General features: G+C 65.1%; 17 protein-coding genes, 3 tRNA genes and 1 pseudogene. 12 read left to right on the plus strand and 9 right to left on the minus strand.

Features of this window, described 5'->3' with window-relative positions; translation table 11 throughout:
- Window positions 1–42: 42 nt before the first annotated feature.
- Window positions 43–792 carry a LytR/AlgR family response regulator transcription factor gene (locus ACFPN5_RS10965; protein WP_379783066.1) on the minus strand — a complete coding sequence of 250 codons (750 nt, stop codon included), beginning with the start codon at window positions 790–792 and terminating at the stop codon, window positions 43–45.
- Window positions 793–797: 5 nt separating this feature from the next.
- On the minus strand, window positions 798–1,904 hold the full coding sequence (locus tag ACFPN5_RS10970) for a sensor histidine kinase (protein ID WP_379783068.1): 1,107 nt from the start codon (window positions 1,902–1,904) through the stop codon (window positions 798–800).
- Window positions 1,905–2,049: 145 nt separating this feature from the next.
- Between ACFPN5_RS10970 and ACFPN5_RS10975 the strand changes: the two genes are divergently transcribed.
- Entirely contained in the window at window positions 2,050–4,170 is a 2,121-nt protein-coding gene (locus tag ACFPN5_RS10975) for a TonB-dependent receptor plug domain-containing protein (RefSeq protein ID WP_379783069.1), read from the plus strand.
- Between the two features lie 18 nt (window positions 4,171–4,188).
- Here ACFPN5_RS10975 and ACFPN5_RS10980 read toward each other — a convergent pair whose 3' ends face one another.
- On the minus strand, window positions 4,189–4,710 hold the full coding sequence (locus tag ACFPN5_RS10980) for a SixA phosphatase family protein (protein ID WP_379783071.1): 522 nt from the start codon (window positions 4,708–4,710) through the stop codon (window positions 4,189–4,191).
- 124 nt (window positions 4,711–4,834) lie between these two features.
- On the opposite strand from ACFPN5_RS10980, the gene ACFPN5_RS10985 reads away from it, so the two are divergent.
- Window positions 4,835–5,365 (plus strand): GNAT family N-acetyltransferase, encoded by a 531-nt coding sequence (locus ACFPN5_RS10985; RefSeq protein WP_379783073.1) that lies wholly within the window; start codon window positions 4,835–4,837, stop codon window positions 5,363–5,365.
- A gap of 25 nt (window positions 5,366–5,390) precedes the next feature.
- On the opposite strand, the pseudogene ACFPN5_RS10990 reads toward ACFPN5_RS10985, so the two are convergent.
- Together ACFPN5_RS10990 and bla are read right to left on the minus strand one after the other, a co-directional pair.
- Window positions 5,391–5,522, minus strand: a pseudogene (locus tag ACFPN5_RS10990) (tRNA 2-thiocytidine(32) synthetase TtcA); the annotation flags it as partial.
- A 6-nt stretch (window positions 5,523–5,528) separates the two neighbouring features.
- Window positions 5,529–6,413: a subclass B3 metallo-beta-lactamase gene (gene bla / locus ACFPN5_RS10995; RefSeq protein ID WP_379783075.1), complete on the minus strand. Its 885-nt coding sequence runs from the start codon at window positions 6,411–6,413 to the stop codon at window positions 5,529–5,531.
- Window positions 6,414–6,878: 465 nt separating this feature from the next.
- On the opposite strand from bla, the gene ACFPN5_RS11000 reads away from it, so the two are divergent.
- On the plus strand, window positions 6,879–7,346 hold the full coding sequence (locus ACFPN5_RS11000) for a TIGR02594 family protein (protein WP_379783121.1): 468 nt from the start codon (window positions 6,879–6,881) through the stop codon (window positions 7,344–7,346).
- Between the two features lie 148 nt (window positions 7,347–7,494).
- A complete protein-coding gene (locus ACFPN5_RS11005; protein ID WP_379783077.1) occupies window positions 7,495–8,103 on the plus strand; it encodes a DJ-1/PfpI family protein in 609 nt (202 codons plus the stop codon).
- A 224-nt stretch (window positions 8,104–8,327) separates the two neighbouring features.
- On the opposite strand, the gene ttcA is transcribed toward ACFPN5_RS11005, so the two are convergent.
- Genes ttcA through ACFPN5_RS11020 form a run of 3 tightly spaced genes read right to left on the minus strand, consistent with a single transcriptional unit; the run spans window position 8,328 to window position 10,464 of the window.
- Window positions 8,328–9,251 carry a tRNA 2-thiocytidine(32) synthetase TtcA gene (gene ttcA / locus ACFPN5_RS11010; protein ID WP_379783079.1) on the minus strand — a complete coding sequence of 308 codons (924 nt, stop codon included), beginning with the start codon at window positions 9,249–9,251 and terminating at the stop codon, window positions 8,328–8,330.
- Complete coding sequence (locus tag ACFPN5_RS11015) at window positions 9,248–9,646, minus strand: dihydroneopterin aldolase (RefSeq protein ID WP_379783081.1); 399 nt, start codon at window positions 9,644–9,646, stop codon at window positions 9,248–9,250. Before ACFPN5_RS11015 ends, ttcA begins: the two co-directional genes overlap by 4 nt.
- Window positions 9,647–9,663: 17 nt before the next feature.
- Window positions 9,664–10,464, minus strand: coding sequence for an SDR family oxidoreductase (locus tag ACFPN5_RS11020; protein ID WP_379783083.1), 801 nt, complete (start codon window positions 10,462–10,464; stop codon window positions 9,664–9,666).
- A 58-nt stretch (window positions 10,465–10,522) separates the two neighbouring features.
- Here ACFPN5_RS11020 and ACFPN5_RS11025 point away from each other — a divergent pair, with 58 nt between their 5' ends.
- The 4 genes from ACFPN5_RS11025 (at window position 10,523) to ACFPN5_RS11040 (ending at window position 16,147) form a co-directional block, all read left to right on the plus strand.
- Window positions 10,523–11,671 (plus strand): class I SAM-dependent methyltransferase, encoded by a 1,149-nt coding sequence (locus ACFPN5_RS11025; protein WP_379783085.1) that lies wholly within the window; start codon window positions 10,523–10,525, stop codon window positions 11,669–11,671.
- A gap of 120 nt (window positions 11,672–11,791) precedes the next feature.
- Window positions 11,792–12,748, plus strand: coding sequence for a J domain-containing protein (locus ACFPN5_RS11030; protein WP_379783087.1), 957 nt, complete (start codon window positions 11,792–11,794; stop codon window positions 12,746–12,748).
- A gap of 183 nt (window positions 12,749–12,931) precedes the next feature.
- Entirely contained in the window at window positions 12,932–14,566 is a 1,635-nt protein-coding gene (locus ACFPN5_RS11035; protein WP_379783089.1) for a response regulator, read from the plus strand.
- 6 nt (window positions 14,567–14,572) lie between these two features.
- The gene (locus ACFPN5_RS11040; RefSeq protein ID WP_379783091.1) at window positions 14,573–16,147 is read left to right on the plus strand and encodes an HDOD domain-containing protein; all 1,575 of its coding nucleotides are present in this window, start codon (window positions 14,573–14,575) and stop codon (window positions 16,145–16,147) included.
- On the opposite strand, the gene ACFPN5_RS11045 is transcribed toward ACFPN5_RS11040, so the two are convergent.
- Window positions 16,110–19,361 (minus strand): EAL domain-containing protein, encoded by a 3,252-nt coding sequence (locus ACFPN5_RS11045; RefSeq protein WP_379783093.1) that lies wholly within the window; start codon window positions 19,359–19,361, stop codon window positions 16,110–16,112. The two genes, ACFPN5_RS11040 and ACFPN5_RS11045, sit on opposite strands and share 38 nt — an antisense overlap.
- Window positions 19,362–19,570: 209 nt before the next feature.
- Between ACFPN5_RS11045 and ACFPN5_RS11050 the strand changes: the two genes are divergently transcribed.
- The 4 genes from ACFPN5_RS11050 to ACFPN5_RS11065 all read left to right on the plus strand — a co-directional run.
- Window positions 19,571–19,655 (plus strand) — tRNA-Tyr (locus tag ACFPN5_RS11050).
- A 38-nt stretch (window positions 19,656–19,693) separates the two neighbouring features.
- Window positions 19,694–19,767: transfer RNA gene (locus ACFPN5_RS11055), tRNA-Gly, on the plus strand.
- Window positions 19,768–19,803: 36 nt separating this feature from the next.
- Window positions 19,804–19,878, plus strand: a tRNA-Thr gene (locus ACFPN5_RS11060).
- A gap of 75 nt (window positions 19,879–19,953) precedes the next feature.
- Window positions 19,954–20,183 (plus strand): GTP-binding protein (locus tag ACFPN5_RS11065; protein WP_379783095.1); only part of this gene is annotated, 230 nt, incomplete at its 3' end.

Consider the following 20,183-nt stretch of genomic DNA (forward strand, 5'->3'; position numbering starts at 1 on the left):
CGTTAAAAACGGGCGGGGAAAATCCCGGCCCGTTTTAACGTTTCAACTCCCCAACATCTCCCGCACCGCTCCCACATACCGCTCGCTCACCGGCACGCACCCGCCCCCGCGCAGGTGCAGCAGGTAACTGCCATCACCCTCGACGCTCAGCCCGGCCGCCCGGTCCCGCCGCACGATCGCACCCCGGTGCACCCGCACGAACGCCTGCGGATCGAGATGGCTTTCGAGCCGGCTCAGCGCCACCCGGTGCAGCAGCGTACGTCCCGCCATGTGCAGCGCCACATAATTCCCCTGCGCCTCGATCCACGCGATGTCGGCCACCCGCACCTGGTCGATGCGCCCGACCGAGCGCACGCTGACCTGTTCCAGGTAGGCCGGGCCGTCGGCATAGGCGCGCAGCGCAGTGCCATAGGCGCCGCGCTGGCGCCCCGCCAGCAGCGCTGCTGCCCGCTCGACGGCGTGCGCCAGGCGCATGTCGTTCAATGGCTTGAGCAGGTAATCCAGCGCATGCACCTCGAACGCCTCGACCGCATGCAGGCTGTGGGCGGTGACGAACACCACCAGCGGCGGTTCAGGCAGGCGACCCAGCTCGCGCGCCAGCAACAGCCCCGATTCGCGCGGCATCTGGATGTCGAGGAAGAGCACGTCGATGCCGCCGGCCAAGGCTTCGCGCGCACGCGCCGCACTGTCGCACTCCGCTACAAGGCGCCACTGCGGATGCGCGTCCATTGCCAGGCGCAGGTTGGTGCGGCCCGGCTCTTCGTCGTCGACAATGGCGTAGCGGATCTCCATAGGCCTCAGTCCTGCAGCGCCAGCGGCAGGCTGATCTCGGCCAGGAAATGCTCGCCCTGGCGCTCGGTGCGCAGCGATGCCGCCGGGTTGGCCAGGGCCAGGCGCGCGCGCGTGTTCGACAGGCCGAGGCCTGTTCCCGGGTTGGGCGAGGCCCAGGCGCTGACTGGATTGACCACGCGGATCAGGAGGCGTTCGCCCTGGTGCTCGAACGAGACGCGGATGTCACCGGCGCCGTCGTGGCAGTCGAGGTCGTGGCGCAGCGCGTTCTCGATCAGCGGCTGCAGCAGCAGAGGCAGGCACTCGCCTTGACGTACCCGCTCGTCGTCGCCATCGATGCGGATGCGCAGGCGCTCGCCATAGCGCAGCCGCTGCAGCGCGAGGTAGTCGCGCACGAATGCCAGCTCCTCCTCGATGGTGGCGTGCTCGCGCTGGGTGGCCGACAGCGCGTAGCGCAGCAGGTCGGAAAGGCGCCCGATGCCGGCCAGCGCATCGGCCTTGTCGCCGGCGCGCACCAGCGCGCTGATCGCGTTCAGCGCATTGAAGATGAAATGGGGTTCGAGCTGGGCGCGCAGGGCCAGCATGCGCTGCTGTTCCAGCGCCAGGTGCAGGTTCAGGTTTTCCGCCTGCGCGTGCTGGATCGCGTCAGCGCGCGCGCGTGCTTCGCGCAGGTTGCCGACCGCGACCATCGCGATGAAGGTGCCGGTCATCCAGGCCGTTTCGGTGAACCAGGTGAGCTTGCCCATCTTCCACAGCTCGGCCCAGCTGGCCGCCAGCGTCAGGGGCTCGCCGCGCAGCAGGATCTCCGTGCAGCCGACATAGAACCACTCCAGCGGCATGAACAGCAGCAGCAGGCCGGCGTAGATCCGTACCGTGTTGCCGCGCTCGGTGAACAGCGCAGGGCGGCGCGCCAAGACGAGGCTCAGGGCACTACTGAGCGCCATCATCGGCACGTGGCCGCTCCACCAGCTGAGCAGGATGAACGGGTAGGATGCCTCGCGCCCGAGACGGACCTTGTCGGTGTAGGAGCCGAGCGCACCGGCCGCGCAGAGCACGGTCCAGAAGACGATGTGGACCAGCAGCGTGCGGGCGATTCTGCGTTGTTGTTCTTTCATGGTGGCCGAGTATAGCAGCGCCGGCAGGGGCAAAAACGAGGCGGCAGGGAGGCTCGTCACACGGTGCCGGAGTTTCGTCACAGCGCCCCCTCGGCGTGCGCGAGCCGCTCCTAGAATCGCCATTTTCATCGTCCCGGAATTGCCCATGAAACGCCTGCCCATGAAACAACGCTTCCCCCTGTTGCTGTTGCTGTTCCCCTTGCCCCATGCCGCCGCGCAGGAGGCGCCTTCGCCGCCGGGGCCGTACCGCGTCGAGGTCAAGGGCACGGCCGCCGAACAGCCAGACGCGGTCGTGGCCAGGCGCGTCGTCGGCCGTGCCGAGATCGCCGCCTACGGCGACGGCAACCTCGCCGACGTACTCAAGCGCCAGCCCGGTGTATCGGTGGTCGGCAACGAGGTGCGCATGCGCGGATTGGGCACGGGTTATACGCAAATCCTGGTGGACGGCGAACCGGTGCCGCAGGGTTTCGTCATCGATTCGATCGCACCCGACCTGGTCGAGCGCGTCGAGATCGCGCGCAGCCCGACGGCGGACCGTGGCGCGCAGGCGATCGCCGGCAGCATCAACATCGTGCTGCGCAAACGCACGGGCGCGGCGCGGCGCGAGGACAAACTGTCGACCGGCTACCAGCGCGGCCATTGGGGCCCGTCCGCATCCACCCAGGCCAGCGGGAAGACCGGCAGCCTGGCCTGGTCGGCCGGCGCAACGTTTGATCGCACCGTGCGCATCGACAGCGTGGTCACCGACGAGACGGTCGACAGCGCGAACGACAGGCTTGCTGCCCGGCGTTTCAACGAGACAGGCCTGGCGCGCATCGACCGCCTCAACCTCGCGCCGCGCCTGAACTGGACCTTCGGGAACGGCGACACCCTCGGCTGGCAAACGCTGGTCAGCCTGAGCCGCGCGCGCGGCCACACCCTCGAGGAGGAGGAGACGCTGCTGGGCGAGTCGACCGCCTATCCCGACAGCTTCGCCAGCTCGCGCTCGCGCGTCGCCGGCCTGCGCAGCGACCTCGCCTGGGCGCATCGCTTTACGGGCGCCGGCAAGCTGACGGTGAAGGGCGTGGTCGACGCCAGCCGGCGCCGCGGCGATTACCTGTTCCTCGGCACGGGCCCGGCCAGGCCCGGCCTGGCGCGGGCCGTGGCCTCGGGTGCGGACGAACGCACGGCCAGCCTGAACGGCAAATACCTGACGTCCCTCGGCGCCGCGCACAGCCTCGGCCTCGGCTGGGACGCCAGCCGCACGACACGCGGCGAACACCGTCACCAGTCCGATACGCTGACGGGCGTGCCGACCGTGGCGCTGCTGCAGGACTACAGCGCGCGCGTCGACCGCCTGGCCTTGTTCGCCCAGGACGAATGGACGATCTCCGAGACCTTCGAAGGCTATGCGGGTATCCGTTGGGAGGGCCTGCGTACAGGAACGGAGGGCGCTGACCTGGCCCGTGTGGCCACGACCAGCAGCGTCGCCAGCCCGATCCTGCAACTGCTGTGGAAACTCCCCGCGAAAAACCAGCTGCGCCTGGCGCTGGCGCGCACCTACAAGGCGCCGCTGACCAGCAACCTGGTCCCGCGCCGCTACACGATCAATAACAACAACAGCCCGGCCAATCCCGACGTCGAGGGCAATCCGGATTTGCGCCCGGAACTGAGCTGGGGCCTCGACCTCGCCTGGGAGCGCCCGCTCGGCAAGGATGGGACGTTCACGCTGGCAGGCTACGCCAAGCGCGTGAGCGACGTGACGGCGCAGCAGCTGTACCGCGACGGCGCCAGCTGGGTCTCGCGCCCGGTCAACCAGGGCGACGCAAGCCTTGCCGGCATCGAGGTCGACCTGAAGTCGCCCTTGAAGCTGGGCGGGATGGCCTTCGAGCTGCGTTTGAATGCGAACCGCAACTGGTCGCGGGTGGAGAAGGTGCAGGGCCCCGACAACACCCTGGCCGAGCAGGTGCCGTTCACGGCCAACGCCGGCATCGACTACCGCGGCGGCACCTGGGACGCGGGGGCGAACTTCAATCTGCGCGGCGGCAGGACCAGCAGGTCGGCCGACGGCGTCGCCACCTACCGCGGCAGGATGGCCCTGCTGGACCTGTACTGGACGCGCAAGCTCGATACGCAGTGGCGCATGCGCGTGAGCGTGGCCAATGCGCTGGGCGGGAACCGGACGACGGGAACGCGCTGGCGCGACGCGGACGGCGCCGAGGTCATTCGCGTGCTGACCTGGGAGATGCCGGCCAGCATCCGCTTCGGCCTGGAGCGCGCCCTTTGAGGACCGCTGTCGGAATCGTTAAGGGGCGGCGCCGGTTGGCGGCAGGGATGTGAACAGCACGGTGGTCACGGCCGCGTTCGGGCCGGAAATGAGCTGGTAGAGACGGTCGTATTCGTTGTCGGCGACGTCCGCGCCGGGCTGGCCACCGAACAGGCGCACCAGTTCCGGCAGGGTGTTCGAGTGGCCGACCACGAGCACCGCGCCGCTCAATGTTTTGACTTTCGCGACCAACGCCTGCGGCGTTTTCGGATCGTACAGCTCTACCCGCACACCATTCTGCTGCGCCAGCGGCTGCGCGGTCTGGCGCGTACGGTTTGTCGGGGTGCTGAAAACGTGGGCAATGCCCGTCTTGCCCAGCATCGCTGCGATGTTGCGGGCACGCTGCTGGCCTTGCGGCGTCAGGTCCGGATCCTTGCCCTCGAGCGCCTTTTCGCCATGGCGCACGAGGTAGATCATCGACGGTTCGGCAAGCGCGGCGACGGGCGTGAGCATGGTCAGGACGAGGGCGGTGATGGCGGACAGGCGGGCAAGCAAAGACATGGTATTGGTATTCCTCTCATCGATCGGGTGGCAGCTGGACACGCCTTCTAGGTCGACCGACAAGGTATCACACGCGACAGTAGTAAGGTATAACGTCAGCTGTCAGCCCCCATCATCTGCCATCATGCACAGAGACCTGCCAACCGTCGTCCTGCAAACCGGCCGCCTGCGCCTTCGCCACATGGCCGCGAGCGACGCCGCATTCATGCTCGATCTGCTGAACGAGCCCTCCTACCTGCGTTTTATCGGCGACCGGGGCGTCAGGACGCTCGATGCGGCGCGCGACTATATCTTGGGCGGCCCGGCCGACATGCTGCGCCGGCTCGGCTTCAGCTTTTACGTGGTCGAGCTCGAGGAGAGCGGTAGCCCGGTCGGCGTCTGCGGCCTGGCCAAGCGCGACTTCCTCGACGACGTCGATATCGGCTACGCCTTCGCCTCGCCGCATTGGGGGCAGGGGTATGCGTATGAAGCCGCCAGCGCGGTGCTGGCGCATGCGAAGAATGACATTGGCCTGAAGCGCATTGTCGCGACCGTCCGTCCGGACAATGCTGCGTCGATCAGGTTGCTGGAAAAGCTGGGCCTGCGCTTCGAGCGCAGCATCGAGCCTGCGGGCCACACGCCCGAACTCCACCTGTTCGGGATGGCGCTCGCCTGAACGCCACCCGAGCCACGCCATCGGTGTTGTCGACGCGTCCCGGATGCGTCTTTTCCCAGCCGCGCAGCATGGCCTTGCTCTGCTTGCGTTGCAGGTTTTCCTGCGAGCCGCACAGGTCGCATGGGATGATCGGGAAGCCCTTGACCTCGGCTGTGCGTGTACGTCAGTTTTCCGTCTTGCCGGTCTGTGCAGCAGCCGCGTCAGCGGCGAGCGTTTGTGCAAGCCAAGCTCTGGCCTTGGCAGCGTAGTTGCGGCACGCGTCCCGATCGATAAAGGCCGAATTGCCGAGTACCGGCTGCTTCGCCTTTCGCTCCCACAAACCGCTCAGTTCCGGGTGGGGGGCCACGAGTAGGTCACACTTGAGTGACTCGACCCTGGCGATGGATCCCTCAACGTCCGCTTTCGCATTGAGGTAAGCCGGGTTGTTGCTGAAGCGAACCCCATCGCCGGACAACGCGTACAGGCTGTCGGCGTACACCATATTGGCGATCCGTCCGTTTTCCGTCGATTGCCAGGTCCAGCTGGTTCCTCCTTTGGTGTGCCCCGGCGTGAAGTGCGCGATAAGTGCGAGTGGCCCGAGCCGGACCACTTCGCCGTTATGGATGACACGTACCTTCATGACCGGCGTCATCGGAACCAGGTGGGGTAATTGCGGGTCGGTTTTGTCCGGCTGGCCGCTTGAGATAACCTCCGCCGCGGCCGGGCTCGCCAATACCGTGGCACCGCTTAACTTCTGTAGTGCGGCTATGCCGCCCGCATGGTCGTGGTGTTCATGCGAATTCAGTATGTAGCGGATGTCCTCGACTTTGAATCCTAGTTTACGGATGTTTTCCACGATCTGGGGCGGCGACTTCGGCGCGCCCACATCGATAAGAACATGACCTGCCGAAGAAGTAACGAGTATCGCACTGAGACCGCCAGTACCAACGTAATAGGTATTGCCATAAACAGCAAATGGTTCTTGTGGCCCATACCAGTCTGCTGCCCTGGCGGAAACCAGAGAGGCAATCAATACGATAGCTGAACAGCAAACAAATTTCTTTTTCATTTTTAAACACCTTCGTGCGTCGTTGCCAAAAATCTTTTTGATGGACACCATCGGACTGAGCTACAGCGTGCTGCGCGCTACTATGGTCATCCGTGCGGGCCGGCTGCTGAAAAAGCCGCGCGAACCGTCTGCTCGAAGAGCAGGTTCCCGAGATCGCACGCACTACGGGGGGCGCAGACCCGCGATGCCTTCCTGAACGAGCTCGCGCGGCGCGCGCTCTGATACTGTGGCCACCACGTTTACCGACCCACGGAAACCGACGTTTGGCATGCCTATGGCTATGGCTGCCGTCCCAGTGGACATTCACGCTCCAGCCAATGTTCGACCCTAAACTACGCGAGACCATGCCCAGTAGCAATCCTAAGCTCAGGATATGGACTTGCAGGTTCGGATTACTGCCGGAATAGAAAAGATTTAGGAACCTTTAACTTACGAAAAGTCATGATGCCGAATGAGACGCCCTGGATGAGCGCCGCTTTCGGGGAGTGCGGCGTAAGACGTTTCCCCGCTGGACAGACTAACCTTCGGATTGTCGAGTACAACTACTACACTAACTTGCGCGGCCATGACAACAAGGTTTCATGGTGTTCATCGTTCGTCAATTGGTGTCTCGCCCAATCCGGGATAGCAGGTACCGGCTCAGCATTGGCCCGATCCTGGTTGGAGTGGGGTATCCTGCTTGAAAGCCCCGTCCCTGGATGTATCGTTATGTTGACGAGCGATGACCCCAACAGCTGGAAATGCCACGTGGGTTTTTCCTTTGCATTGGAGGACTTCGTTGTTCTGCTTGGAGGAAATCAGTTAGAAGAAGTCCGGGAACACTGCGACCCCGTGACAAGTGTGTTGAGCTATCGGTGGCCCGTTCGCGAACTTCAAGCCGTCGTAGGGACTGGAAGCCGAATTGTGCGGCCTAAAGCTAATTCCGGAATATAAGTACGGCAACCCCTGGCGAATGCATGGGGATTTTATCGAGACCAGGGTCGCGCCATATTTTGCAAAAGATAAGAAAATAAACTGAGTGTGTTTGTTATTGTGGCTATCATTTGTTGCCTGAATCAAACTTAAATGGAGTTCCTGCACGATGCACATCGCGATCCTGACTTTTGAAGGCTTCAACGAACTCGATTCGCTCATCGCGCTCGGTATCCTCAACCGCATCAAGAAACCGAACTGGCGTGTTTCCATTGCCTGCCCCACGCCGCGAGTCCGGTCGATGAATGGTGTCGTACTGGAGGCGCACTGCTCTCTGTCCGAGGCTGCGCAAGCCGATGCGGTGCTTATCGGTAGCGGCATGCAGACAAGGAAGGTTGTTGCGGATGCTTCGTTAATGGCGCAATTGAAGCTGGACCCAACACGTCAACTGCTAGGTGCCCAATGTTCGGGCACGCTGGTTTTAGCCAAACTTGGGTTGATCGATGGCATTCCGGCCTGTACCGACCTGCTAACCAAGCCCTGGGTACAGGAAGCAGGAGTAGAAATTCTGGATCAGCCTTTCTTTGCCAAGGCCAATATCGCTACCGCAGGCGGATGTCTTGCGTCGCAGTATCTCGCTTGCTGGGTGATCGCCCGTCTGGATAGCATCGAAGCGGCCAAAGACGCGATGCATTATGTCGCGCCAGTCGGCGAGAAAGACGAATACATTGAGCGCATGCTGCGTAATGTGACCCCCTATCTGGGCGAGAAGGTTTGAACATTTCTATCCGCCCAGGTTCATTTTGCGGTCTGTGACGAGTTTAAATTTGTACGCGTTGCGGTCACGTCTTCGGGGGACGAACGCGGCGGCACGAACGTACCCGCTCGGCGCTGACGCAAATTGGTTGGTAGGGAACGGTGTGAGGATGAGCGAAGACAGTTCCCGGCTGTTTGTCTTCTACGGAAGTTCTCCTACCGTCACCGTCCTGGGTCTGCTTCGGGTTAAAGCTGCGTCAATGAGATGGTATTCGCCACCGGCGTCGAACACGGCTCCTCGTCAAACGCGATATCCCCCAGCGGATTGGCCACCCCATCCGTCTTCAAATCGACAAACCCGAACAGGTTGCGATCCTGCAGGTGCGAGGGCACCACGGTCGACAGCGACGAGTAGATGTTGTCGACGCGTCCCGGGTGCGTCTTTTCCCAGCCGCGCAGCATCGCCTTGATCTGCTTGCGTTGCAGGTTTTCCTGCGAGCCGCACAGGTCGCACGGGATGATCGGGAAGCCTTTGACTTCGGCATAGCGCTCGGTGTCGGCTTCCTTCACGTAGGCCAGCGGGCGGATCACCATGTGCTTGCCGTCGTCCGACACCAGTTTCGCGGGCATGCCCTTCAATTTCCCGCCGAAGAACATGTTCAGGAAGAAGGTCTCGAGGATGTCGTCGCGGTGGTGGCCGAGGGCGATCTTGTTGCAGCCGAGTTCGTCGGCGACGCGGTACAGGATGCCGCGGCGCAGGCGCGAGCACAGCGAGCAGGTGGTTTTACCTTCCGGCACCAGGCGTTTGACGATGCTGTAGGTGTCCTGGTTTTCGATGTGGTAGTCCACGCCGAGCTTGTCCAGGTAGGCCGGCAGCACCTCGGCCGGGAAGTTCGGCTGCTTCTGGTCGAGGTTGACGGCGACGATATCAAAATGAATCGGCGCGCGCTCGCGCAGCGTCAGCAGGATGTCGAGCAGGGCGTAGCTGTCCTTGCCGCCGGACAGGCAGACCATCACCTTGTCGCCATCCTCGATCATGTTGAAATCGCCGATCGCCTGGCCGACCAGGCGGCACAGGCGCTTATGCAGCTTGTTGTTCTCGTGCGCGATTTTTTCGAGCTTCCTGGCATCGACTTCAGGAGCGGACACCTCGTTCAGTACTGCGCTCATGCTTCTTCCTTCATCTGGAACACTTCCACGCCGACGCCTTCGCAGTCGGGATATACGTCCGGCTTCATCGTCGAGACGCGCGCGGCGCGCACGCGCGGGTGGGCCAGCATGGCGCGCACCACGTCGTCGCACAGGGTTTCCTGCAGGTGCACGTGGCCTTCGGCCATCCGGCGCGCGATGGTCTCGCGCATGAAATCGTAGTCGACGACTTCGGCCAGGTGGTCAGCCTTCGGGGTCGATTCGGCCAAGGGAATGTATAAATCGACATTGATCAAGACGCGCTGCTCGCCCTTCTTCTCGAAGTCGTGCACGCCGATGTTGATCATCACTTCGTAATTGCGCAGGAATAGCCGGCGGCAATCGCGCAAGCTCGGGTGGGTCAGGGCGGACAGCATAGGAAGCCTTGTTAAGTTTATTTGGTAAGGAACATCACGTCGCGCGCCAGCGGCACCAGGTGCTGGCCGCCGTCGACCACCAGCGTCGTGCCGGTGAGCGCGCGCGCCGACGCCGCATAGACGACCGCGTCGGCAATATCCTGCGGGGTCGAGGAGCGTCCCAGCGGCGTCACCCCGTGCGCCTTGCTGAAACCTTCCTCGCTCTGGTCGCCCGACACCAACGTGATGCCGGGCGCAATGCCCACGATGCGCAACTGCGGAGCCAGCGCCTGGGCCAGCATTTTGGTGGCGGTCTCGAGCGCCGCTTTCGACAGCGTGTACGACAAAAAATCCGGGTTGAGATTGTACAGTTTCTGGTCGAGCAGGTTGATGACCACGGCCTGGCCATTTTCCGGCGTGGCCGCGTGCAGCGCCTGCGCCAGCAGCAGGGGCGCGGCCAGGTTCGCGCTCATGTGCGCGGCGAGCAGGCCAGGCGAAAATGTGGTCGCGCTGTCGTATTCGAACAACGATGCATTGTTGACGATGCAAGTTAGCGGTCCCAGGCTTTCCGCCGCACGGCCGGGCAGGGCGCGCACCGCGGCTTCGTCGGCCAGGTCGCAGGCCAAGGCAAGGGCGCGCCGGCCGAGCGAACCAATCTCGTCGACCGTTGCCAAAGCCTCGCGTTCGGAATGGCGGTAATGCACGGCCACGTCCCAGCCCGCCCCGGCCAGGCCGAGCGCGATGGCGCGGCCGATGCGGCGTCCAGCCCCGGTCACGAGCGCGACCCGTGCTCCTTGTGCCTCGGCTTGCGGCTCGATGTGCGACGTGCTTTGCGTCATATAAATACTTGGATTGGCTGAAATTGTTGATCCGTGCCGATCTGGCTACAATGCCGGGATGCCTCTACCCCTTCCCGACAGCGACGCGCTGGCCGCGTCCCAAGCCCTGCAACAGCATATCGCCAGCGCCATTCAGGACGCCGGCGGTGCGATCCCGTTTTCGCGTTTCATGGAGCTGGCGCTGTACGCGCCCCGGCTCGGCTACTACAGCGGTGGCGCGGCCAAGCTGGGGGCCAGCGGCGACTTCACCACCGCACCCGAGATCACGCCCCTGTTCGGGCAGGCGCTGGCACGCGCGGCAGCCGCTATTATCGCCCAAAGCGCGCCCAACATCATCGAATTCGGCGCCGGCACCGGCAAGCTGGCGCGCGACGTGCTGACCGCCCTGGCCGCCGATGGCATCGAAGTCGACAGTTACACCATCATCGAACTGTCGGGAGAACTGCGCGCGCGCCAGCAGGAAGCGCTGGCCGATTTTCCGAATGTACGGTGGATCGACGGCTTCCCTGAGCGTTTTTCCGGCGTGGTGCTGGCCAACGAAGTGCTCGACGCCATGCCGGTCGAGCTGGTGATCAAGACCATTGATGGCTGGCGCCGCCAGATGGTCACGATTGAAGACGGCCGCTTCGCCTATGTGCAGCAGGCGCTCGACCCGCTGCTTGCCGCCCAGCTGGCGCGTCAGGTGCCCGACGCCGAGCACCTGGCCGAGGGCTACCTCACCGAGCTGCACCCGGTCGCCTGCGGCTTCATGGCTTCGCTGGCAAGCATGTTCGCTGGAGAAAAAGGCGCGGCCATCCTGTTCGACTACGGCTTCCCGGCCCACGAATACTATGTCGACGCGCGCGTCGGCGGCACCCTGATGTGCCATTACCGCCATCATTCGCATCCGGACCCGTTCTTCCTGCCGGGCCTGCAGGACATCACCGCCCACGTCGATTTCACCGCGATGGCACTGAGCGCCCAGGACGCCGGGCTGGAGGTGCTGGGCTACATGAACCAGGCGGGGTTCCTGCTCGGTTGCGGCATCGGTGACCTGCTACTACGTACGGATCCCAACGACGCCGTGCGTTATTTGCCACAGTCGAAAGCGGTGCAAAAACTGGTTTCGCCGGCCGAAATGGGGGAGTTGTTCAAGGTTCTCGTCGTAGGCAACGAGGTCGAGCTGCCCGACGCCATCCTGCGGGCCGATCGCAGCGGGCGACTGTAGCCTTTATGACATCTTGCGCCGGGGATACAAACCCGGCTATGCTGTACCGTGGCCCATCCGTGCGGCCACCGCGATCGTCTATCATCCCGACCAGGACTCGCGCGCGCCGTTACTTCAGCCATGGCCAAGATCCATACACATTATGACAACCTGAAAGTGGCGCGCGGGGCGCCGCAGGAAGTCATTCGTGCGGCCTACAAGGCGCTGAGCCAGAAATACCATCCCGACAAGAATCCAGGCGACGAAAAGGCCGCCCGCATCATGGCCATCGTCAACACGGCCTACAACACCCTGTCCGATCCGCTGCGCCGAAAGGAGCATGACGAATGGATCTCGGCCGAGGAGTGGGAAGTCGAGTGGCTGGAAAGTACCGTCGACGAAAACGGCCGGCCACGTGGCGAAACCGGCTGGGAAACCCCGGCCCAGCCGCCGCGCAAGCGCTGGCGTCTGTTGCGCGACGCGCGCTGGTGGCTCGGCATCGCCGGCGGCCTGGTCATCGGCGTGGCCGCCAGCCTGCTGCTGATCCAGAAGCCGCGCCTGTTGCCGGCCGCGCTGGCCTTCAACGGCAAGCCGGCGGTGGTCGAGGCCGCGGGTGCAGCCTCGGGCGCGGATCCGGCCGCGGTCCCCGAGTCCGACATCTGGGCCAGTGCGGGCGCGGAAAAAACGCCGCCGTCCCCGGTCAAGGCCCTCGCCGTGACCCAGCTGGTGGTGCCGCGCCGCCAGCCCAGCTGCGATACCGACCTGGCCACGCGCTCGGCGCCGAACGGCGAGGCCTGGCCGGCAGAGTCCGGCTACATCCCCGGATACCCGTTCGGCAACGGCGGCAACGAGATGACGGTCGTGGTCGACAACAGCGCCAATCCCTCGCCCGTGTTCGTCAAGATCCATGACCTCGAGCGGGGCTCGAACGTACGCCATGCCTATGTGCTGGCGAACGGCACCCTGACGATCGACGAGCTGGCCGCCGGCAAATACGAGGTGCGCTACCAGAACATCGTCACCGGCGCCGCCCGTTCGGAATGCGCCGGCAGCGAGAAACTGAGGCAAGCTGAGGCCGGCAAAGGCTTCGGCGGCTGAGCGACATCACATCCACCGCGTATTTCCGACAACAGTTGTCGCTTTCTTCCATCAGTAGTGCCCGCTTTTACCCTGGCGGCTGACTATTCAGTAAATATATTCCCTTGCCGTAATATACTTTGCGAGCAGCCAACGTAGCTGCTTGGCATGCTAACTGCAGGCCCAACGGAAAACCTTCTCGCCATGAATGAATTAGACGGCCTCAGCGCCCTGCTCATCGAGCCCCATGCGGGCATGCGCGCGAACATCCATGGCATGCTGACCATGTGCGGCCTGACCCGTATCGACCACGCCAGCAGCGCCAACCAGGCCGTCAAGCAGTTGGGGATCAAGCCTTTCGACCTGGTGCTGTGCGAATACGATCTCGAAGGCGGCCAGGACGGCCAGCAGCTGCTCGAGGACCTGCGCCACCACAAGCTCATTTCGCTGTCCACCATGTTCTTCATGGTCACGGCCGAGGGCGACTACGGCAGGGTGGTCAGCGCCGCCGAGCTGGCGCCGACCGACTACATCCTGAAGCCGTTCACCGCCGACCGCCTGCTCGAGCGCATCGCCCGCGCCCTGGACAAGCGCAACGTCTTCCTGCCAACCTGGCGCCTGATGGAAGCGGGCGCCCAGCACGAGGCGATTCACAGCTGCATCGAGGGCGAAGCGGCCTACCCGCGCCATGCCATCGACTTCCTGCGCCTGCGCGCCGAACTGCACCTGTTCCTCGGCGAGGACGACGCCGCCGAGCCGATCTACCGCCGGCTGGCGGAAAACCAGGCGATCGCCTGGGCGCGCCTCGGGCTGGCCAAGACGCTCTACCTGCGCGAGCAGTACGAAGACGCGGGAGAATTGCTCACGGAACTGGTCCGGACCAACAACAATTTCGTCGATGCCTACGACTGGCTGGCGCGCACCCATAACGCCATGGGCGAACTCGACAAGTGCCAGGCGGTGCTGGCGCGCGCGGTGGCGGTGTCGCCGCATGCGGTGCGGCGCCTGCGCACGCTGGGCGAAACGGCATTCGAGGCGGGCGACGACGACACCGCCGAAAAAGTCCTGAAGCAGGTGGTGGCAAAAGCAAAATATTCGGAATTCCGCGACCCGGAAGACCATGTGAAGCTGGTGCGCACGCTGGTGCGCAAGGGCGATCCGGTGGCGGCCGCCGCGACCATCCGCGACCTCGAGCGCTCGATGGGCGGGCGGGCGCACGCCGACGCCTGCAGCGCCATGTCCTCGGCCCTGCTGCACGAGTACACCGGCAATGGCGAGCGGCTGATGGAATCGCTGACGGCGGCCGTCGCCGCCAGCCGCGACCTCCCGAGCCTGTCGCCCGGCCTCAAGCTGGAGCTCGCCCGCAGCTGCCTCGCGCACGACATGGAAGAGGGGGCCGCAAGCCTCGTGCGCGACGTGATGCGCAACGCCGCCGACGCCACCGTCATGGACCGCGCGATGAGCGTCATGGCCCAGGCCGGGCACGCGGAACTGGGTACGCAGCTGGCCCAGGAAACACGCCAGCACGTGGTCGACCTGGTGGCCAATGGCGCCGAGCGCGCGAAGAACGGCGACTACCAGGGCGCCGTCACCCTGATGGGGGAAGCGGCGCTGGCCATGCCGGGCAACCCGCAAGTGGCCTTCAACGCCGCGCTGGCGCTGCTGCGCTGCCTGGAACACACCGGCTGGGACGACAAGCTCGCCCAGCAGGCGCTCGCCCAGCTGGGCGCGGTGCGCCGGCTCGATGCTCGCAACCCGAAACTGGCGGCGCTCACGGCGCTGCACGGGGCGGTTCTGAAAAAATACAACAAGGGCGCACGCGCCAGGAAAGCCGGGTAATCCACGATGTCGGAAACAAGCTCATTTGGCACCTTCACCACGCCGGACGAAGGCGCCACCCGCCGCGTGCGCGCCGCATTGATGCAAAAAGTGAACGGCGACGCCGAAATGTTCGCCCTGGGCGGGTCGATCGCGCGCGTGATCGAACTGGCCGACTCGGACGAGCCCGGCCCGCACGACCTCGCCTATTTCGTCCTGTCCGACGCCGCGCTCACCCAGCGCATCCTGCGCCTGTCGAATACGATCCGCTACCGGACGGTCTCCGGCACCGCGGTGACGACCGTCTCGCGCGCCATTGCGCTCTTGGGCTTCGACAATGTGAAGACCACCGCGCTGGCGATGCTGCTGGTCGATACGCTCGATAGCGGCGCCCACGCGGGCAGCGTGCGCATCGAACTCGAAGCGGCCCTGTGCGCCAGCCTGGTTGGGCGCGAAATGGCGCGCCTGTCGTTCTACCAGGGCGCCGAGGAAGCGGCGATCGGCGCCCTGTTCAAGAACCTGGGCGCGGTGCTGGTGGCCTCGCACGAGCACGAGCGCTACCGCGAAATCAGGCAGCTCGTCACGCAGAGCAAACACACCCCGCCGCAGGCCTCGCAGATGATCCTCGGCTGCAGCTACGACACGCTGGCCGCGGCCGTGCTGGCCGAATGGAAGATCCCGGACGTGATCGTGCGCGCCCAGGCCACGCTGGCGCCGGGAACATTGAAAGTGGCCGGCAGCCGCGGCGAATGGATGCGCCAGGTCGCCTCGTTCAGCATTGATGTGGCACGCATCATGGAAAGTACCGCTGGTACCGCCGGCGATGCCGCCGGTACCGCTGAGGCACGCGCGCTGCTGGCACGCTATGGCGCCGCCTTCGAGCTCGACGCCGCCGGCCTGGAGCGCATCTTCACGAATGTCGCCGACGGCATGGCGGCCCTGATGGAAAGCATGAACCTGCAACCGATGGCCAGGCCTGAACCGGACACGGGGGAGGGCATGCCGGACGTGCTGCTGCTGGCCACCCTCGGCGCCGGCATTGATGAGGAGGGCGCCTGGCCGAGCGGCAAGCCGAAGAACGCGCGCGAACTGCTGCTGGCCGGCGTGCAGGACGTGACCCAACTGCGCGCGGCGGGCAAGGCGCGCGTCAACGACGTGATCCTGGCGGTGCTCGAGACGCTCTACCGGGCGCTCGGCTTTCGTTTCGCCACCGTGTGCCTGAAGGATGCGCGCCAGGGACAGTACCGCGCCCGGGTCTCGTTCGGCGAAGATCAGGCGGTGCAGGCCGGTTTTGTATTTCCCGCTGCGGCGCCCCCGACATCCAGCCGCGACCTCTTCGTGCTGGCGATGGACAACGATGCCGACCTGATGATCTCGGATGCATCGAGCCAGAAGATCCGCGAGCTGCTGCCGCCCTGGCACCGTACGCTGCTGCCGGACGCGAAGAGTTTTATCGTGCTGCCGCTGGTGGTCGGAAAGGCCCAGCTGGGCTTTTTCTATGCCGACCGCGCCGTGACCGCGCCGGAGGGCGTGCCGGCCGATGAGACGGCCATGATCCGCGCCCTCAAGCGTCAGGTACTGGCTGCACTTGCAGCCGGATGAACTCGCGGAAGTCGGCGGCGGGCATCGGCCGCGAGAACAGGTAGCCCTGCGCTTCGTCGCCGTGCTTGTCGCGCAGGAAGCCCCATTGCGCCTGCGTTTCGACGCCTTCGGCCACCACCGTCAGGCCCAGCGAATGGGCCAGGCCGATGGTGGCGGCGACGATCACCGCGTCGTTCGGGTTGTGCTCGATGTCCTGCACAAAACCGCGGTCGATCTTGATGCGGTCGATCGCAAACAGTTTCAGGTAGGCCAGCGACGAGTAGCCGGTGCCGAAGTCGTCGATCGCCAGCTTGAAGCCGCGCGCGCGCAGCTGGCGCAGCAGCTGGCGCGTGTTTTCCGGGTCGCGCATGGCCGCCGTCTCGGTGATCTCCAGTTCCATCAGCGAGGGGTCGATGCCGTGGTGCGCCACCAGTTCGTCGAGCCGGGCCAGCAGCGTGCCGCCCGAGAACTGGCGCGCCGACAGGTTCACCGCCAGGCGCAGTTCGTCCAGGCCCTCGCGCTGCCACTGGGCCAGCAAGGCCATGGTCTGCCCCAGCACCCAGTCGCCGAGCGGCACGATCATGCCGCTTTCCTCGGCCACCGGAATGAAGCGGCTCGGCTCGACGCTGCCCAGTTCCGTGTCGTGCCAGCGCAGCAGCACCTCGGCGCCGATCACGCGCCCGGTATCGAGCGACACCTGGGCCTGCAGGTAGAGCTCGAAATCCTCGGCATGCAGCGCGCCCCACATGCGGTTTTCCAGCAGCAGGTGTTCGTGGGTGGCGGCGTTCATCTCCGGCGAGAAGAACTGGAAATTGCCGCGCCCCTCGCGCTTGGCCGCGTACATCGCCATGTCGGCGTGCCGGATCAGGGTCGAGGCGTCTTCGCCGTCGTCCGGGAACAGCGCGACCCCGACGCTGCAGCCGCTGTGGGCCGTGGAGCCATTGAGCTGGTAGGGCTGCGACAGCGACTCGACCACGCGCACGGCGACCCCGGTGACGCTGTCGGGCGTGAGGGGGCCGGCCAGCACGATGATGAATTCGTCGCCCCCGAGGCGCGCCAGCGTGTCGACTTCGCGCAGCAGGTCCTTCATGCGCTCGGCGGCGCCTACGAGCAGCCTGTCGCCGGCGGCGTGGCCGAGCGAATCGTTGATCTTCTTGAAGTGGTCGAGGTCGATGAACAGCACCGCCACCGGCTCGTTGTGGCGGCGCGCCGATGCCAGCTGCTGCTCGAGGCGCACGTTCAGGGCGAAGCGGTTTTCCAGTCCGGTGAGAGCGTCGTGGTGGGCCAGCCGGTGGATCCGTTCCTGGGCGCGCTGCTGCTCGGTCAGGTCGCGCAGGATGCACACGAAAAAAACCTCCCGCCCCAGGTCCACCGGCGCCACCGAGATCGACAGCGGGAACGGTTCGCTGCGCGCGTTGAGGCCTTCGAGCACCGATTCCTCCGGCGGCGCACTCGACAGCCGTCCGAGCTGGGCATTGGCATCGTTGTGGGCGCCGGCCGGCACCAGCGTGCCGAAGGGCAGGCCGATCAGGTGCTGCGGCGGGTAGCCGAACAGGACCGCAGTGGCGGCGTTGGCCGACACCACGACCCCGGCCGCGTTGACCGTAATGATGGCGTCGGCGGCGTTGTCGAGGATCGCCGCGAGCCGCGCTTCGCGGTCGCGCAGGCGCGCCGTGCGGTCGGCCACCAGTTTTTCGATCACGTCGCGTTCACCGCTGATGAGCAGCAGCAGCGCGCCCAGCAAGCCGGTCAGCAGCAGGCCGGCCGACAGCACGGTCCAGCTGGCGGCGCCCGTTTCGGCCTCCAGGTAGGCGGCGGTCGGGCGGAAGCTGGCCAGGTAGCTGCGCCCGGCGAAAGACAGGGGCACGCGGTAATCGTCGCGCCGCGGCGGGCCCAGGCTGCCCACCAGCGGCAGCGCGGCGCCGCCGGTGACGTCGACCAGGGCGGCGTCGAAACCGTCGAAGCCGGCGCGCCGGATGGCCTGTTCCACCAGCCGGCGCGCGTCCAGCACGAACACGATCATCCCGGCCGGTGGCACGGCTTCGTCGCCGACCGCGCGCATCAGGCTGATGCCGGGGATGCCCCGAACAATGAGCGTGACGGGTTCGGAGGCCAGGGGCGTGCGTGACGCCAATGCGCGCGCCGCCACCGTTGCCCGCCCGGGGGCGGCCAGGAAGTCGAGGCCGCGGATCTGGTTGTTCGATGGGGGCCAGGCGTACAACACTGGCAGGTAGTGGTCGCGCTGGCCTGCCTCGACCAGGCGCCGCTCGACCAGGTCGCGGATGCCGTCGAAACCGGGGTCGAGCGTGCGCCGCACCCAGTCTTCGAAGCCGGCACGCTCGGCGCCCGTAACCGGGACCGCCCAGTTCACGGCCTCGATTTCGGGACGCCCGTCGGCATAGCCGCCGGCGATGCGCAGGAATTTGTCGCGCGCCAGGATGTGCTCGGTCTCGGCGAGGGTGCTGGCAAAGGTGCCCACGAACCGCACGTGCTCGTTGAACTCGGCTTGGAGCAGGTCGGCCGTCTGCTGCGCCTTCAGGCGGTAGGGCTGCAGGTGCTGCTCGTGCTCCCAGCCGAGCGCCAGGCGGTAGATGATGAGCACCGCGGTACTCGTCACCAGCAGCGGCAGGGCGACCAGGACCGCGCGCCGGCGCCACAGCCGGCGCGGCGAGCCGCACACGATCCAGCACAGCGGCGCGGCCAGCAGCACGCCGAGCGTGTCGCCGGCCCACCACGCGAACCAGATGCGCAGGCGTTCGCCCTCGGTAAAGGCACCCAGAGCGTATAGGGCCGGCACCGTGACGGTCGCGCTGACCAGGCAGACCAGGGGCGTGAGCAGCAGGAAGGCGATCACGTCGCGGCCCGAGTCGATGGCGGGCCGCATGTGGCGGCGGAACTGGCGCGCGCCGAGCCAGGCCTGCAACAGCGCACCGGCCACGCCGGCCAGGGTCGCCACCACTGCCGCGCCAATCGTGAACGCCGGGTTGGCCTGGTGCAGCGGCAGGTTGGCCAGCACGGCACCGAGCGCCACCCCGGGCAGCACGCGCATGCCGCCGGCCGTGGCCAGCGCCAGGCCGATCCCGGCCGGGGGAAACAGGGGCAGCGCATAGCCGGACGGCAGCGACAGGGTCTCGAACAGCAGGCTCGTGCCGAGATAGGCCGCGACGATCGACAGGTTCGCCAGCAGGATATCCTGCCAGCTCCAGAGGGGATAACGCGAGGCGTGGCTGTCCATGTGCGCTGTCTTTACATGCTTGCTGCATACAGTACAGCACACCCCTCTCGTAAAGCGCACCGCTGGCAAAAAAAGAACCCTTGCAGTTTTGTTCTGCGTACGGTTACAATCACGCCCCGAAGCAACGCTGCTATTTGAGCCAAGTCAGTAGTAAAGGCAAAAATAGTTGACAGCATGTTGAGCTTGCTTCATACTCTGCGGTTCTTCGCGGTGGGGTGGCCGAGTGGTTAAAGGCAGCAGACTGTAAATCTGCCCTCTCTGAGTACGCTGGTTCGAATCCAGCCCCCACCACCAAATGAAGAAGTCGTGAAGTCGAATTGAAGTTGTGCCTCGCGGGTGTAGCTCAATGGTAGAGCAGAAGCCTTCCAAGCTTACGACGAGGGTTCGATTCCCTTCACCCGCTCCAGTAAATTGTGTCGCAAGTTGTGCGGCGCAAACATCAGCCCTTTTAGCTCAGTGGTAGAGCACTCCCTTGGTAAGGGAGAGGCCACGTGTTCAATCCACGTAAAGGGCACCAGAATTTAGAGCGGCAGTCGTAGCACTCGCCCGTCAGGCGTGCCTGTAATTCTCAAAAAATCGTTAGGAGTCTCAAATGGCAAAAGGTAAATTCGAGCGGACCAAGCCGCACGTCAACGTCGGCACCATCGGTCACGTTGACCACGGCAAAACCACCCTGACGGCTGCTATCGCAACCGTTCTGTCGAAGAAATTCGGCGGTGAAGCCAAGGCGTACGACCAGATCGACGCGGCTCCGGAAGAGAAGGCACGCGGCATCACCATCAACACCGCGCACGTTGAGTACGAGACCGAAAACCGTCACTA

The sequence above is a fragment of the Massilia niabensis genome (genome assembly GCF_042655085.1).
GTDB classification, from domain to species: domain Bacteria; phylum Pseudomonadota; class Gammaproteobacteria; order Burkholderiales; family Burkholderiaceae_D; genus Telluria; species Telluria niabensis.

Excerpts from the sequence above, each read along its gene's own strand:
- ACFPN5_RS10965 (WP_379783066.1), bottom strand. The coding sequence starts at position 792 with ATGGAGATCCGCTACGCCATTGTCGACGACGAAGAGCCGGGCCGCACC.
- ACFPN5_RS10970 (WP_379783068.1), bottom strand. The coding sequence starts at position 1,904 with ATGAAAGAACAACAACGCAGAATCGCCCGCACGCTGCTGGTCCACATC.
- ACFPN5_RS10975 (WP_379783069.1), top strand. The coding sequence starts at position 2,050 with ATGAAACGCCTGCCCATGAAACAACGCTTCCCCCTGTTGCTGTTGCTG.
- ACFPN5_RS10980 (WP_379783071.1), bottom strand. The coding sequence starts at position 4,710 with ATGTCTTTGCTTGCCCGCCTGTCCGCCATCACCGCCCTCGTCCTGACC.
- ACFPN5_RS10985 (WP_379783073.1), top strand. The coding sequence starts at position 4,835 with ATGCACAGAGACCTGCCAACCGTCGTCCTGCAAACCGGCCGCCTGCGC.
- bla (WP_379783075.1), bottom strand. The coding sequence starts at position 6,413 with ATGAAAAAGAAATTTGTTTGCTGTTCAGCTATCGTATTGATTGCCTCT.
- ACFPN5_RS11000 (WP_379783121.1), top strand. The coding sequence starts at position 6,879 with ATGAGCGCCGCTTTCGGGGAGTGCGGCGTAAGACGTTTCCCCGCTGGA.
- ACFPN5_RS11005 (WP_379783077.1), top strand. The coding sequence starts at position 7,495 with ATGCACATCGCGATCCTGACTTTTGAAGGCTTCAACGAACTCGATTCG.
- ttcA (WP_379783079.1), bottom strand. The coding sequence starts at position 9,251 with ATGAGCGCAGTACTGAACGAGGTGTCCGCTCCTGAAGTCGATGCCAGG.
- ACFPN5_RS11015 (WP_379783081.1), bottom strand. The coding sequence starts at position 9,646 with ATGCTGTCCGCCCTGACCCACCCGAGCTTGCGCGATTGCCGCCGGCTA.
- ACFPN5_RS11020 (WP_379783083.1), bottom strand. The coding sequence starts at position 10,464 with ATGACGCAAAGCACGTCGCACATCGAGCCGCAAGCCGAGGCACAAGGA.
- ACFPN5_RS11025 (WP_379783085.1), top strand. The coding sequence starts at position 10,523 with ATGCCTCTACCCCTTCCCGACAGCGACGCGCTGGCCGCGTCCCAAGCC.
- ACFPN5_RS11030 (WP_379783087.1), top strand. The coding sequence starts at position 11,792 with ATGGCCAAGATCCATACACATTATGACAACCTGAAAGTGGCGCGCGGG.
- ACFPN5_RS11035 (WP_379783089.1), top strand. The coding sequence starts at position 12,932 with ATGAATGAATTAGACGGCCTCAGCGCCCTGCTCATCGAGCCCCATGCG.
- ACFPN5_RS11040 (WP_379783091.1), top strand. The coding sequence starts at position 14,573 with ATGTCGGAAACAAGCTCATTTGGCACCTTCACCACGCCGGACGAAGGC.
- ACFPN5_RS11045 (WP_379783093.1), bottom strand. The coding sequence starts at position 19,361 with ATGGACAGCCACGCCTCGCGTTATCCCCTCTGGAGCTGGCAGGATATC.